Raw genomic sequence first — 16,093 nt, 5'->3', positions numbered from 1 at the left:
TCATGGATAAGAAACAGGCGCAGCAGCTGATCCACCAGCTTTTCACCCAGGCTTTCGACTCCGACCGCTATCAGCATTTCCTGCGCAACCTGCTCAATCATTTCGAGCCGCGGGACGGACACTACACCGGCAATTACATACCCGACGCCTTCAAGCAGCACGTCAACCAGTACTGGCGCATCGGCAAGTACGTCGACCCCGAGGGTGACGAGCTGGACTTGCTGGTGGTCGAGGTCAAGTCCCTATCCAAGCTGGAGCGCGCCCGCTCGGCACTGCGCAATTTTGCCGTCAATCGTCTCAAGCAGTTCGAAAAAGAGGCCTCGTTGATCGCCTTTTACGCCCAGGACGATGCCGGGGCCGACTGGCGCTTCTCCTTCGTCAAGATCGAGCACGAGGCGTACAAGGACGACAAGGGGAAGGTCAAGCTCAAGCAGGAGCTGACGCCGGCGCGGCGCTATTCCTATCTGGTCGGCGTGCACGAAAACAGCCACACCGCCTGCAAGCAGCTCTTGCCGGTGCTGACGATGGACTATGCGGACCCGCGCATCGAGGAGATCGAGGCGGCCTTTTCCATCGAAAAGATCACCGACGAATTCTTCGACCAGTACAAGGCCCTGTTCCAGAAGCTGGCCGAGCACCTGAAAAAACAGCGCTATTTCATGCAGTCCAATGAGGAGGAGACCGATCAGGCCGTTAGCCGCTTTGCCAAGAAGCTGCTCGGTCAGATCGTCTTTCTATATTTTCTTCAGAAAAAGGGCTGGCTGGGGGCGGCAAAGGGTCAGAAGTGGGGCGAGGGGTCCAAGCGTTTCCTGCGCGAACGCTATGACCGGGTAGCCAAAGCCGGCGGCAATTATTACCGTGATTTTCTCCAATACCTGTTCTACGAGGCCCTGGCCAGCGAGCGCAAGGACCAGGACGATGCCGGCTACTACCCGCGCTTCGCCTGCCGGGTGCCGTTTCTGAACGGCGGCTTGTTCGAGGCCGAATACGACTGGCAAAACGAAACCATCGACATTCCCAACAGCCTGTTCAACAACGATGAGAAGACCAAGGCGGGCGATACCGGCACCGGCATTCTCGATGTCTTTGACCGCTACAACTTCACCATCAAGGAAGACGAACCTTTAGATAAAGAGGTCGCCGTCGATCCCGAAATGCTCGGCAAGGTCTTCGAGAATATGCTGGAGATTACCGAGCGCAAGAGCAAGGGGGCGTTCTACACCCCGCGTGAGATCGTCCACTACATGTGCCAGGAGAGCCTGATCCATTATCTGGACAATCGGCTCAACAGTTACGCCACCAGCTACGAGGATGTCGATTCGCCGCAGACTAGCCTTTTCGGAAATACCGGACGTAAGGGGCAATTGAAGCTGACCGCCGAGCACCAGAATATCAAGGTGCCGAAGGAGGATTTGGAGACCCTGATTCGCAAGGGGCATCTGGCGCTTGAGAACGACACGCGGGTGCTCAGCAAGGGGAAGGAGACCGAAACCTACAAATTCCAACTCCCTGAAGCGGTGCGAAGCCACGCCAGGGAGATCGACGCCGCCCTGGCTGACATCAAGGTCTGCGACCCGGCCATCGGTTCCGGTGCCTTCCCGGTGGGGTTGTTGCATGAGATCGTGAACGCCCGTCTGGCCTTGTCGCCGCACAGCGGAAATAACCAGAGCGCCTACAATCTTAAGCGTCATGCCATTGCTGAATCCATTTACGGCGTGGATATCGACGCTTCGGCCATCGACATCGCCCGGCTGCGGTTGTGGCTGTCGTTGATCGTGGATGAGGAAGATTACCGCGAAGATAAGGCGTTGCCGAATCTGGATTACAAGATTGTGCGCGGGGATTCGCTGATTGGGTTCCCGGAGAATTGGCAGAGTCCGGCGGCAGATAAAGTTGAGGTTTTGAAAAATAAGTTCTTCGCCGAGACGGACCACGACCGCAAGGCGGAGCTGAAAGCACAGATTGATGATGAAATTAGCAAGCGGATGGCTGGGTCGAAAGACTCCTTCGGCTATCAGGTCAATTTCGATTTTCGCCTGTTTTTTTCGGAGGTCTGGCACCAAAAGGGTGGGTTTGATGTCGTTATTGGCAATCCGCCGTACCTGAGAATTCAGGGTATACGCCAAGCCAACCCTGAAATAGCTGAAACATATAAGCGTGTATATAAAGCTGCGACCGGATCGTTTGACCTTTATGTGTTGTTCATGGAGAGAGGTTGCGAGCTTATCCATGAACGTGGGGTTCTGAATTATATCAACCCTGATAAATGGGTAAACGCCTCATTTGGCAAGGGGATTCGTTCGCTTGTTTCAAAAAAACAGAATGCTATCCGATTAATATCTTTCGGAGCACACCAAGTTTTTTCAGCCTGCACCTACTCGTCTTTGGTTTGGATTGGTAAGACTAAAGTGGATGCCTTGAATTACATGAAATTCGATCCTGATACCTCTACTAAAATTGACCTTGGTAATGAACTGGGGAAAATCGCGCACCATTCGTTCACTAAAAATTGCTATGAAAATCTTGGAAGTGAACCATGGATATTAACGCATGGAAACAGCGCGAAGGTTATGAACCACCTTTCTTCAATGGAGTGGTTTATTAAACACAAACTTAAGATTTTTGTTGGACTCCAAACAAGCAAAGATTCTGTTTATTTTTTGAGAAATGCGGAGAGAAACGGAACTTGCTACACGGCGGATTCGCTAGAATTGGGCAAACGAATTCGAATAGAAGATGGTTTGGTAAAGCCACTGCTGCTTGGCGATCAGGTTCACCGGTACCAGCCGCTTGATTCGACCAATCTTGTTGTATTCCCCTATCTCCTTGCAGAAAAAGACGGCAAAGCCAGGCTAATGTCGGCAAAGCACATTCAGCAAAAATTCCCTTTAGGTTGGGCCTACTTGAAAGAATGTGAAGCTGCTCTTCGAGGGCGAGAAAATGGGCGCTTTGACAACACTGAGTGGTTCCAGTTCGGCAGAAAGCAGGGGATTGATTTTGGATCAAACAAGAAACTTTTGGCCCCTGATATCTCCCTTGGGGGAAACTTTTCCTATGACCCTGAAGGTATCTACTATACAACGACAACGCTTTACGGGTACCTGAAGCAGGACGGTAGCTGGGAGAGCTACGAATATTGGCTGGCCATTCTGAATTCAACACTTTTATGGTTTTATCTGAAGAATTCTGGAAGTGTTTTAGCCAATGGCTATTACCGCTACAAACCGGCATACTTGGAAAATTTCCCTGTCCCGGAAGTCAATAAACCCGATGAGAGAAATATCTCACAACTGTCTCATTATCTGTTGGAATTAAACGCCTCTACTGCCCATCATAAAATTGCAATTGCCTACTTCGAACAACTCATCGACGGCGTGGTTTATGAACTCTATTTCCCCAGCGAGATCAAAGCGGCCGGCAAGGAAATCCTATCTCACCTCGGCGAATTATCCCCCATCACAGACCCAATGAATGAAGAAGAAAAGCTCGCCATCATCCATCGTGAGTTTGAACGCCTCTACGACCCCCGCCACCCAGTGCGCAACCACCTGGAAACTCTCGACAGCGTAGAGGTGGTTCGCACTATCCGTGAGGCGCTGAAGCGATGAGCGGGAGGATGACGCCTGGCGAACTGGAGGCACTGATTGCCGTGGGTGAAGGGACGATGTTGGAGTTCAAGCGCTCAGGCACAGCTCATCTCGGCCGGGAGATCTGCGCCTTCGCCAATACTCTGGGCGGGCGCATCCTCATCGGTGTTGACGATTCCGGCCAGCCGCATCCTTTGCAACACCTCAACGCCCTGCGCTCAGAAATCCAGACCATCGCCAGAAACCTGGAACCTCCACTCATGGTCGAGTGCGACGAGGTGGCCGGGATTCTGGTGGTCAGGGTGCCGGAGAGCCGCCACAAGCCGCACAGCACTGCCGGCAAGTTTTACCTGCGCGAAGGTGCCAGCAGCCAACAGATGAACCGTGACGAGATTCGCGAGTTTTTCTACCGCGAAGGGCTGATCTATTTTGACGAAAAGGCGAATGACCGTTTCCGTTGGCCGGACGATTTTTACGAAGAGGCATTTGCCGCTTTCCTGGAGGCTGGGCGCATCACCCCGGCGCTGCCGGCCGAGACCATCCTGCGCAACCTCGGCCTGCTCAAGCCGGACGGCATGAGCTATGCCGGCTCGCTGCTCTTTTCCCGGCACGTCTCACGGTTTGTGCCCGGCGCGGCGGTAAACTGCTCGCTCTTCCAGGGGCGCGCCACGACCCGTGTGCTCGACCAGAAGGTTTTCGACGCCGACCTGCTGTCCAATTACCGTTCCGCGATCAATTATCTTCTTTCCCATCTGAACACCCGCTACGAAATCGGGGTGGAGCGCAAGGAACAGCTCGAAATTCCCGAGGGAGCCTTGCGCGAGGCTCTGCTCAACGCCATGGCCCATCGCGATTACCGCAAACCAGGCGATCTACAGGTGCACATTTTTCAGGACCGGGTCGAGATCATCAATCCCGGCGGATTGGTGGGAGGTATGACTCTCGAAAAATTGGGGAGCGTCAGCCTGCCGCGCAATCCGCTGCTATTTGGCATGATGCACCGCATGGGCTTGGTCGAGAAGATCGGCTCCGGCCTCAAGCGCATCGCCGACATGTGCCGTGAGCAGCAGACAGCGCCTCCCGAAATCCAGGCGGATCAGGACTGGTTCCGGATCGTGTTTCAACGCGCGGCAACCGGCGTTGGAGAGGTTTTGTCGGGAAAGCGTCGGGAAAGCGTCGGGAAAACGCCGGTAGAAACGACGGTAAAAACGCCGGTAGAAACGACGGTAAAAACGCCAGACTTGGTTTTGTCGGCATTCCGGGAAGACCCACAGCGGACACTAGCCGAGGTAGCAGACGCCATCGGGAAGTCGATAAGGGCCGTTGAACGGGCCAGCGCCAAACTGATCAAGGCCGGAAAACTTCGCTATGTCGGTCCCAAAAAAGGTGGCCGTTGGGAGGTGCTCGAATGAAAATCCAGGCCATCGAAATCACCAACTACAAGGCCTTTCTCGGCACTCACCAGCTCAACGTGGGCGGCAAGAATCTCTTCATCTACGGCGAGAATGGCAGCGGCAAGAGTTCGCTCTATTACGCTCTGAAGGATTTCTTCCAGGCCTCCATCGAGGATATCGACCTCGCGGAGCTGGAAAACGCCTTTGTGCTGGCGGCCGACAAGGGGAAAACCTCCATCAAGGTGACCTTCAAGCCCGACAGCCAGGGCCAAAACCGGAAGAAATCCTATCTGTTTAACGCCGGCAGGAACGATTCCCGCACCGCAGGCGATACCAGCATCCGAGACGGCAACAAGCTCAAGAGTTTTCTCACATACAAGCACCTGCTGGCCATCCATCATCTGAAAAAAGACGAGGCCATCAATCTGTTCGACCTGTTGGTCAAGGGGGTGCTCAAGCACTTCAGATACTCCCTGACCGGTGGCAAGGAGCTGGGGGAGCTCTGGGCGGAAGTTCAAGAGGCTATTGCCCGCGACACCGGTAAAGAGTATCCCATCAATATGAAAAAGGCGGTCGTCAATGCCGCCATCAAGGCGTTTAACGGAGCATTCGGGGAATTGTTCAAGCCTGAAAGCCCCGAATACATTCTCAAACATGCCCGACCGTTCCTCGATTACTTCAGCCACAATGTCGATCTGCGTCTGCGCTTTCCCCAGGTACGCCCGACCGGTGATTACGTGGGTCTGGAAGGGGACCAGGTTCATGTCGAACTCACCTATGCCGGCAAACCGATCGACAAACCCCATCTCTTCCTGAACGAGGCACGGCTGTCGGCAATCGCCATCTCGATTTATCTGGCATGATCAAACGCCACGTCCAGGGGATCCCCTGCAAAATTCTGTTCCTTGACGACATCTTTATCGGCCTCGATATCGCCAACCGCCTGCCGCTGCTGACTATCCTCGAAACCGAATTCCCCGATTACCAGATCTTCATCACAACCTACGACAAGCCTTGGTTCGAGCATGCCCGCGGATTTCTGGAGCAGAAGGCCGACTGGAAGACCATGGAGTTCTATGCCCAGCCCTGTGTGGATGGCACCGAGACGCCCATGATCGTTGACGATAAAGACTTCATTTCGAAAGCTGAAACACACCTGTCTCAGTGCGACTACAAGGCGGCGGCTGTCTATACGCGTTCCGCTTTCGAAAAGCTGATCCGCAAACACTGCGAGAAGAAGAAAAAAGCTGTGGTCTTCAAATCCCGCCTGAAGGATTACACAACGGAAGATTTTTGGGATGTCATCAAGGACGATATTCCCGTGCCAACCCGAAATGATATCGAAACCTATCGCCCGTTGGTACTCAATGCCTTCAGCCACTACAACACAGAGCGGCATGAGATCAAAACCGAACTGATCAGCGCCATCCAGGCGGTGAAAAATCTTAAGGGCGAGTTGGCAAAGCTATGATTTCCGGGTGCATCTCTGTGCAGCAGCCGTGCCCGCGTTTTTCGACCTCATGGCGCGGCGGCGGATCGGTGCAGCTGTTTGAGATTGACGCCGAAGGGTTGGGAGAGAAGTAAGTGACGAGTATTTCTTCAAGCGTCGATTACCGTGGCGCTCGCGGTTCCAACACTGGTGACCAGTTTCACGAACTGTGGGCATTACAGCAGGTGCTCGAACTTCTGCGCCCGGAAACTGAGTTAAAGGCTATCGGTGTTGAAGGGGTCAGGACGGACACTCCTGCACAGGCTGCCGACAATCCCACCTGGGACGGTGTCGATTGTGCACTGTACTACGGAGGAACGTCGCTTGAAACCGCAGATCGGGTAGAGTTCGCCCAGCTCAAATATTCCTCTGCCAATCCTGAAAAGAATTGGTCGGTTGCGCGGCTGACGGAAAATACTGCAAAAAAAGCAAATAACTCTGTCATCCGCAAGATGGCTGATGATTTCAAAAGCGCTAAATTGCGCATGAAGTCAGGCGCACCGCTGACCATTCGGCTTGTCAGTAATCAAGAAGTAGCAGAAGAGCTCAAGGAGGCGCTTGGTACCCGCTGGTCGGGGTCACTTAAAAAGGCCGATATCGATCAAACTATTAAGGACAACCTCAAACGCCTGATTACTGCGTCCGGCATCGTTGAAAAAGAGTTTCAGAGTTTTCTCGAAACACTGGATCTCAAGGAGTGCGGCTATCACTCTCGCTTCGCTGTGAGGGAAAAAGTGGTGGCCTCGGTTGCAGAGCTTCTAGGCAATGATGTGTCTTCAGAAGTGCGAGAACTCCAAGTCCGAGTTCGCGAATTGATGATACCGGAGCGCAGCAGGGAGACCGTCACCGAAAAGGATCTTTTTCTTTGGTTCGGCCTATGTGGCCGCGATGGTTTGTTCCCATGCGCTCCAGATGTTCGCATACCCGACAAGGCGGTGAAGCGCTCTGCTGCTGAAGAAGCTGTCAGCTTGCTGAAAAAAGGGGAGCGCCTTGTTTTGGTTCATGGCGCTGGAGGCTGTGGAAAAACGACGCTCATGCGACAGATTGCCGACCGTTTGCCCGATGGATCAGCGACGATCTTTTTCGACTGTTTCGGTGGAGGTCGCTATATTCATGCCGATGACAAGAGACACCTGGCAGAAAATGCCTTTCTTCAACTAACCAACGAACTCGCCGTAACACTCCGTCTCCCTTTGTTCATCCCGCGAAACACAAAATATCCGGCCAACATAAAGTTGCTCATGCAAAAGCTTCGGTCGGCGGGTGAAGCACTCGGGCATATTATCCCAAACGGAATGCTTCTGATCATTGTCGATGCAGCAGATAATGCAGTTGCAGCAGCCAACAACGCCAACCCACCTGAAAAGGCTTTCGTTCACGACCTTATCGACGCCAATTTGTCGGATTTGCCGAAAAACGTGCATTTCATAATTTCATGCAGAACCGACCCAACACGTCGTGCTTCACTCCGGTTACCACCAGATACACCAGAGGTCATTTGCCCGCCATTTACTTTGGGGGAAACCAATCAGCATCTTGAAACTATATTCCCTTGTTTGCCTGACAGCTTTGTTGAGCAATTTCATCATCTGTCGAATCAAAATCCGCGTGTTCAGGCTTATGCAATTGCCTCTGCCAAAGGCGACCCAGCTCAGCTCCTCGATGCACTCCGTCCGGGGGGTAAAAACCTGCCTGACATCCTCAGTGCAAGCTTCAAAACTGCGCTAAAGAAACTCGGTCAGCCTGATCTATTTGAAAAACTCATCGGCTCATTGGCATTTTTACCTGCTCCCGTTTCCGTGTCCTCAGTGGCTCGCATTTCAGGCTGTAGCGAGGACACTGTTCGTGACTTCGTTCTCGAACTTACTCCCGGACTTCGACTTCACCAAGCCTCTATAACTATTGCTGACGAAGACTTCGAGGCTTTCATTGCCAGCAGTGCTTCAGCCAATCGAAGTGCCATAATTTCAAATATTGCTGAAGACTTCATGGCATTTTTCCAAACCGACCCCTACTGCGCGCTTCATGTTGCTGATGCGCTGATAAATGCCGATAGGGCGCGCGATGTTTTATCCATTGTTGAGCGCGACCCACAGGTGATAGCGATTAGCGACCCAATTTTGCGCCGTCAGGTCCAGGTCAGACGGCTTAAGCTTTCGCTCGCCGCGTGCCGAGAAGCGGGATCAGCGGCGGATGCCCTTAGGACCGTTCTGATCAGCGCTGAGGCCGAGCGTGATGACAGCACATTATGTGAAGTACTCGAAAAAGAGCTGGACCTGTCGGTGGAATTCGCCGGCCCATCGCTGCGCCGAACGATCCTTATGGACCCTGATCGCATCGAGGAACAGGGATCATTTCTTGCCCAAGACGCTGTACGGGCAATCCGATCGGGCGACCGTATAACGGCCATAGAGCAGCTACACTTTCACGACGCATGGCTTAATCGTCGTCGCGAGATCGAGAAAGAGAAGCTTAATAACTGGGCCGTAACGGATCGTGATGTTTCGGCACGTGTCGAGACGATTCTGGAACTTGCTGGTCCGGAAGCAGCATTTACCGAGCTAATGCGATGGAGCCCACGCGATGTTTCGCTACGCGTCGCTTTTATTCTTGTGCCTCAACTTATCGCAGCCGATAAAATTCATCATCTCAGGGCTCTCCTAACGGAATGCTCGCCTCCCAGTCCATGGGACTTGCTTTTGTGGGTACCACTAGCGATGGCGGGGGAATCCGTTTCTGGCCCGGCGATCCAAAAATCACTTAAAAAGCTCCGGCGACGTTTCGTTCCCGACGTCAATGCCTTTGGTGTCTCACACAGCCAAGAACACTGGCAAAAGTCCCTTCTCGACACCTTCATCTCCGCTTGCGAGTTAGCCTTTAAGATGGCTTTGGATAGCCAGATCATTCTTTCTGCCGTAAACCAAATTCTGCTTTCTCTCGAAGGGGAGCAGAAGCGACGTCTGTATCTCTTTGACGTAAGTCGAATTGACGGCCTTTTCCGCTGCTGGCTCCTCAGGGAGAAGCTTGTCGAGAGGTCTGCAAAAGTTGAAAATTTCATTTCCTATGTTCATTCTCTCAGTCCAGAGCCCAACGAAGAAAAACAGGGTAGTGGGAAAAAGTCAAAAAAATCAGCTCAAGATCAACAGAGGGATGATAGGGAGATCGAACGGCTCAACAAGAAAATGCGAGCCTTGTTTCCAATTTACTCTGAACGTCTTGAAGTTCTTTCGCGCGCAAGAGAGAAACAGCATATTGAAAAATCGCAATTGAATAGGCTCGAAAAACTTGCCTCACATGCATACGACTTCGATCATGATCACGATAGCTCTAAACTGCGTGTAATGGCCGCTCAAAGCATAATGGGTTTGTTGATTGTAGATAGCATCAAAGCCTCCGAACTCGTCGAGCATGCGAACACTCTGGCCAAGGGGCGATACAGTGACTTGTTCGCAAGTAATCTCCAAAAATTTCTGTCCCTGATGAGGCTTCGCACCACAGAGACTGTAGAACTTGTAAAGCTGGTCGCACAAACCGCGGAAAGCATAAAAAACCTTCGCGAGGCTTCGTCAGATAAACTTGATGCGCTGATCCGTTTGTCCAGGCTCATACTGCCAGTAAGCCGGGACGATGCTGCGTCAGTCTTTAATGATGCCGTCAGTATTGCAAAGGAGATCGATCAGGAAGCCATTGACCAAATAGATTTCGTATCGGTTCTGGCTGAACGTGCCCGCATACCGGGGCAACACAACCGCAAGACGGTAGCAGGAGATATCTTTGCCTTTGTCACTGGCGCAGCTGAGCGTCTTTCGGGTCGAGATGGCTTTCCATGGAGATCCGCTATACACGCCCTTACTAGTGTGGATGACGCAGCTGCACTAGCGGCGCTCTGTCGATGGGCCGACGATGGAACTGTAAGGCTCGAAAATACTTTAGATCGATATCTTCTGACTGCCTTGCAAAGAGGCATTATTAACCCTGAAATGGCAACATCCCTGGCCTTGATAATTGGAGGGGCTGCCGGTGATCTTCGGAAGGATCTTGTCGCCAGAGCAGCGGAGAATCCTTTACATTACAGAGGAATTATCGAAGAACTGGCAAAGGAAACGCTTCTTTTCTTACCCCAACACGGGAGGCTTAATTCAGGGGAAGAGATTGTTGAAAAAATATCTACAGATATAAGCCGAGACGGTGATTGGCTTGAGCTCCTTAGGAAGACAGTCGAATTACTGAAACAACCCAATTTCAATAAGTCTGAAGAGTCAGCAACGGATTTGCAGGACAATGTGCTTTCGCTGGACAACGGTCGTGATTATCCCAAGGAGTTCGAGTTTGATCCACAAGGGAGATCTTTCACTACCCCGGAGTCTATTGCGGAAGTCTTGCAAGAAGCGGAAACCTCTGGTCTACGCCATCATGATGGTGACCTTCTTAGAAGAATGAGGGATGCCTCTTCGCACATCAGAGACAGAGTTTCCTTCCTGAGCGCGCTTGCGAATGTGCCTGATGACGCAATTTGGGAGAGCACCCGGATTGATTTGCTTCGTGACACATTGGATGCCTGGAAAGGCACCCCCGCAGTTGATCGTTGGTGCATCGAGACTCTGCCGTCAGTATTAGTCACACATTTCTATGGTGCTACACGATGGCTTAAAGAGGGAGACGCCGCCCTGCATAAGCTATTGGATCACACCGGCTTGGATGTCGAGGGTCGCCTTCGCATCTTTCTCGCAGGAGTCGCGAAAGCTGGCGAAGCTCTGAACAGCCGTGCTTTGTTCGCCATTGCCGAAGAAATTGCGCGTGCTCTTGATGAAGGAGAAGCAGGCGAGCAATTGTCTTGGTATACAGAGCGCCTTCGGAATCGGCTTCCGGCTGTAGATCATGCCTTGTGTATTCTTTCCGATATACCTCAAGACCCAATGGAAGCGGTTGCCCGCTTTCTGTTTGCGCTCATGAGTGATATCGACACACGAGTTCGATGGAAATCTGCTCATGCATTGCGCTGCATGGCAAACCTCGGTTGTTACGATGTCGTTGAGGCAACGATCCTGCAATCGAGCCGTGTCAAGGATGTTGCTTTCCGTGACCCTACCGCACCCTTCTACTTTCTGGCGGCAAAACTTTGGCTGGCGATATCACTGCATCGAATCAGCTCCGAAACGCCTGAAGCGCTGAGCGCTTGCAAAGATCAGATCTTCGACCTTGCGACCTCTTCCGAATTACCTCATGTTGGAATTCGGGAATATGCCAAACGCACCTTGATTCAATTGGAATCAGCAGGTGTAATTTCGCTGACATCCAAAGAGAGAGATAAAATCAACCGAGTTAACACTGCCCTCAAGGGGGAGTCAGCTGGGAAACAGAGTCATTCTCGGACATTCAGTCGCACACGAAGTGAAAGCCGCAGGTTCAAATTTGATGACACAGATACAATCCCCTACTGGTTTAATCCCATCCTCCGTATTTTCCCCACGGCATCTCAGGATGATATTCTTGATATGGCCGAGAGGTGGATTATTGACGAATGGGAGGCCCACCCGAAGGCCAATTATTGGGACATGGAGCCAAGAAAAGGTCGCTACAGTGAGCGGGGGTACGCCTTATGGTCGCACCGCCACGGGTCCTTTCCAATAGTTGAACGCTACGGCCGACATCTGGAGTGGAATGCAGTGTATTGTGTTGTGGGTGAATTGCTTAATACTCATCCAATTTCCAGCAATGAAGAGGACTACTTTGACCGTTTCGACTACTGGCTTGAAAAAGTTCTACCTACGGAAATATCTGAATGGCTCGTCGATAATCGGGGCGCAACGCCACTTGAACCTCGGATGTGGCAAGAAGACCCACGTTCCGATAAGGGCTGGGTTAACAATGTAAGCAGGCAGGAATTCCTTGCCGAGGCCGGAGTCTCCACGCCTTACCGCGAGGGATGGATCGTTGTCAAAGGTGACTATAGCGTGTATTTCGCTAAACGAGAGACAACCATTCGGATTGGTTCAGCCCTTGTATCACCTGAATCTGGCTCCGCACTTGCTCGTGCGCTTCAATCGGAACGAAACATTTGGGGTCTTAGACTTCCGAATGAGAACGACGACCTACAGATCAATTCGTATCCTTATTGTCTTCTGGGCTGGCTTTCGCATATGGGAGGGGATTTGCGCTTCGATGATAACGATCCCTTCAGATATGACGTTGGCCAGATAAGGGCTACACCAGGGCGCAAGCCGGAAGAGGCTCTTGGACTCGTACCACTGGTATCCCTGGCCAATTGCAATCGAGCATGGATATGCAATGACACTGGTGAAGCCGTATTCATATACGAAGCTTGGTGTGACGAACCGGCCCCAGAGGACGACTATTACCCCCGACGGATTCGCTCGAGTGGCTGGCGTTTGTGGGCCAACGTTGAAAAAATACAGAATTTCCTTGCTGAAGGTGGATGGGATTTAATCAGCGAAGTGCAAATCGAGCGCGAGCTCCGCAAAGAATATGGACGGGCATATGAATCAGCCGAAAAAGAGAAGACGCACAACAAAATCCTCCTCCTCAAAGCAGACGGCTCCATCGCAGATGCCAAAGGACGTATTGGCACTTGGTCGGGCATTAGTCAAAGAGCTGGGTCTTGATCCGGGCGAAGATACGCTAAGTCGCTGGATGGCTCACTATATTGCGGAACTGATTAAGGATGCGGAGACCGCCAGTGTAGAAGACCGACCAGAAAAGTTGGCTAAATGCGCCGATGCTATTCTCGCCCTTTGGAAACACCGCCACCAATTGCCAAACGGCAATCGTCCTTTTGAGGATTTGGGGCCTATCCTGAGGGCTCTTAAGAGTCTTGATCCTTCCGACAAAACGCCCCGATATTTTCGGGCAGTAAGAAACGCTGTCGACGAATCCGAGGAGAGCCCAGAAACTAGAAAGTGGCTTGAACTTGCAGATGCCTTGGATTACTCAGCGAAATTACTAATATCCTATTGCTTAACACAGGCCTCTCATACTGCCTTGGACAGTTCAAGGGATTGGGTTGCACTTGCCGAGGCCGCAGGTTTAGACGATGGCCTTGATTTTACAGTTCTTCGAATTATTTACGATGAAAATAAGCTTATGCAATCTAACCCAGAAGCAAAGCAGAGAAAGCAACTTGAGGATCGAGTTAAGCGGCTTGATGATTTTAAGGCAAGGGCTGAAGCGCTCGCGTCGAATCTGAGAAAATTACTTATGCAATCCCAAATAGACGCAGTAGATTCAAAGGACCACCGAAAGAAATGACAACTACCACTTGGCTACGTATCTACCCAATTGGGAGCGAGCCCCAACTTTTAACCCGTCTACCTCGGCCTCGATTACCCAGGTTTCAGATACTCGGTGTCAGGTTTGCCATCTTGACTTTGATCATGTTCGGCAAAGAGAGAACGATAGCGGTATGACCCGCGAGGAAATGCGACAAAAGAAGGAGGGAAGGTAGTGCCCACCTGCTGGATCATCGCCGGCCCCAACGGCGCGGGCAAAACCACCTTTGCCCTGGAATATCTGCCCAAGGTGGCGGGCTGCACCAACTTCATCAACGCCGACCTTATCGCCGCGGGGTTGTCTCCCCTGGCTCCTGAACGGGAATTGATTGCTGCAAGCCGGATCTTCTTGCGCGAGATCGAGGAGTACATCGCCCGCCGAGACGACTTTGCCTTTGAGACGACCCTCGCGGGGCGCACCTATCTGCGGCTGATCGAACGCCTGCAAAGCGGCGGTTGGCAGGTGGAGTTGATCTATCTGGCCCTGCCCAGCGTAGAGATGTCGAAACTCCGCGTCGTCGAGCGGGTGGCCCACGGCGGACACAACATTCCGCAAAAGGATATCGAGCGGCGTTTTCCCCGCAGTCTGAAAAATCTGCTTCATGCGTTCAGCCATGCGGTTGATCGCTGTATCTGTTTCATGAACGATGGCGAAAACCCGGTGTTGGTGTTCGAGCAACGGGGTGAAGATCTGAATATTATTGACGATTTCCATTACAACCAATTGCTGCAAGGGGCTGGACTATGAATGCAACCCGGAAGGCTGTTCCTTCGGAGAAGGGCCAGATAGAGCTGGCAACATTGAAGAGCGCGGTGGCGCAGGCGCTTGAAAAGAAAAGACGTCTCGGCCAGTACGCCGTGATCTGGCAGAACGGCAAGCCGGTCATGGTTGGTGAAGACGCCCCCGAAGTCGACAGGAAACATTCCTAGGGTTGGGGCTCGGGGTCGCTCCTCCACGTTGGCAAGATGAACCCAGATCTGGACCTTCCATATCATGGGAAAAGAAGATACTGGCTCTTCCAACCACGATGTAAACGATACGACGCCATCCACTCCGCTGACGCGTGAGGACCTGTACGCTCTCGTCTGGTCGGAGCCCATGCTCAAGGTCGCCGCAAGGTTCGGTGTCTCATCGAGCTACATGGCTAGAATCTGCACCCTCCTCAACGTTCCAAGGCCAGAACGCGGCTATTGGGCCAAGCTGGCGGTCGGCAAGGCTCCGCCGAAACCTCCTTTGCCTGATGCACAGCCGGGCGATGAGCTGGTGTGGTCACGGGATGGCGAAACCGTCAAAGTAGACAGGCCGCTCCCTCGCCCGCCATCCAAAAGGCCAAAACGGAAAGCAAAGCCAACAGTAGTTCGATCTGATCAACATCCATTGCTCAACGGGGCAAAGGCGCTTTTCGAATCCGGACGCTTGTCTTATGAGGTGGGCTATCTGAAGCCCGCCAAGAGGTTGCTGGTTGATCTGATTGTTACCAAGACAGCTCTCGACAAAGCACTGACATTTGCCAACCAGTTGTTCCTTCTTCTTGAAGAGCGGGGCCATCGGGTTGTTCTTTCGCCAAAAACAGAGTCTTTTCACAGGGCGAAAGTTGATGAGTACGAAGTTCCCAGGAAGCGGGGCGGCTATGACTTTAACAATCTCTGGTGCCCTTATAGATGTACCGTTGTATATGTCGGAACCGTTGCGATCGGTTTGACCATAATCGAGATGGTGGAGGAAGTTGAAGTCCGCTACGTCGATGGTAAATACATTCGGGAAAAGGATTACGTTCCGTCCAAGCGGAGAGGCTACGGATTCGATCGCGGCTGGACGACGAAAAAAGATTTCCCCACGGGCAGACTGAGGTTGCAGGCCTATTCACCTTATCCGAGGGCTGGGTGGGTCTGCCGGTGGCAGGAAACCAACAATCGTGACCTGGTTAGTCAAACGAAGGCGATTGTCAAAGAGCTCGAGCGGGCAACGGTGGAGATTGCCCGTCTTGTCGAGGAAGGGGAGCGTCAAGCTGAGATCGAGCGCCGAGAATGGGAGGCACAGCAAGAGGAGCGGCGCCGGCAAGAGGCTGAGCGCCGGGCCGCCGAGGCGCTCCAAAAGAGCAAGGAAGAACTTCTGCAAATCATCGCCGGATGGGCAGAAGCAAACCGCATCGAGCAATTTTTCCAAGATGCTGAGCGACGAGCGGCTGAGTTGTGCGGCGACGAAAAGCTCAAGATGTTGGAGAGGCTGAAACTGGCGCGCGAATTGGTCGGCAGCGTAGATGCTCTTGACCATTTCATGGAATGGAGATCACCCGATGAGCGGTGACCCTGTCTTCTGTTTACGCTTAAGCTGAG

Annotated in this window: 8 protein-coding genes; all 8 read left to right on the top strand. The window is 52.4% G+C overall.

What is annotated here, in order from left to right; all coding sequences use genetic code 11:
- The first annotated feature begins 2 nt into the window (after positions 1–2).
- The 8 genes from A2G06_08455 to A2G06_08420 all read left to right on the top strand — a co-directional run bounded on the left by A2G06_08455 (position 3) and on the right by A2G06_08420 (position 16,064).
- Positions 3–3,608, top strand: a complete 3,606-nt coding sequence (locus A2G06_08455; GenBank protein ID ANA40322.1) for a hypothetical protein — start codon at positions 3–5, stop codon at positions 3,606–3,608.
- An 8-nt stretch (positions 3,609–3,616) separates the two neighbouring features.
- The gene (locus A2G06_08450; GenBank protein ANA40321.1) at positions 3,617–4,999 is read left to right on the top strand and encodes a hypothetical protein; all 1,383 of its coding nucleotides are present in this window, start codon (positions 3,617–3,619) and stop codon (positions 4,997–4,999) included.
- The gene (locus A2G06_08445; protein ANA40320.1) at positions 4,996–5,844 is read left to right on the top strand and encodes a hypothetical protein; all 849 of its coding nucleotides are present in this window, start codon (positions 4,996–4,998) and stop codon (positions 5,842–5,844) included. Before A2G06_08450 ends, A2G06_08445 begins: the two co-directional genes overlap by 4 nt.
- Positions 5,841–6,452: a hypothetical protein gene (locus A2G06_08440; protein ANA40319.1), complete on the top strand. Its 612-nt coding sequence runs from the start codon at positions 5,841–5,843 to the stop codon at positions 6,450–6,452. Before A2G06_08445 ends, A2G06_08440 begins: the two co-directional genes overlap by 4 nt.
- A 113-nt stretch (positions 6,453–6,565) precedes the next feature.
- Entirely contained in the window at positions 6,566–13,093 is a 6,528-nt protein-coding gene (locus A2G06_08435) for a hypothetical protein (GenBank protein ANA40318.1), read from the top strand.
- An 838-nt stretch (positions 13,094–13,931) separates the two neighbouring features.
- Positions 13,932–14,504, top strand: coding sequence for a hypothetical protein (locus A2G06_08430; protein ANA40317.1), 573 nt, complete (start codon positions 13,932–13,934; stop codon positions 14,502–14,504).
- A complete protein-coding gene (locus tag A2G06_08425; GenBank protein ANA40316.1) occupies positions 14,501–14,686 on the top strand; it encodes a hypothetical protein in 186 nt (61 codons plus the stop codon). The genes A2G06_08430 and A2G06_08425 overlap by 4 nt, the downstream gene beginning before the upstream one ends.
- A 64-nt stretch (positions 14,687–14,750) precedes the next feature.
- Complete coding sequence (locus tag A2G06_08420; protein ID ANA40315.1) at positions 14,751–16,064, top strand: hypothetical protein; 1,314 nt, start codon at positions 14,751–14,753, stop codon at positions 16,062–16,064.
- The last annotated feature ends 29 nt before the right edge of the window (positions 16,065–16,093 follow it).

Origin of the sequence: Geobacter anodireducens, assembly GCA_001628815.1 — a bacterium.
In the GTDB taxonomy this organism is placed as follows: domain Bacteria; phylum Desulfobacterota; class Desulfuromonadia; order Geobacterales; family Geobacteraceae; genus Geobacter; species Geobacter anodireducens.
The sequence above is the reverse complement of the archived record's forward strand: the minus strand, read 5'-3'. Positions and strand labels throughout refer to the sequence as shown.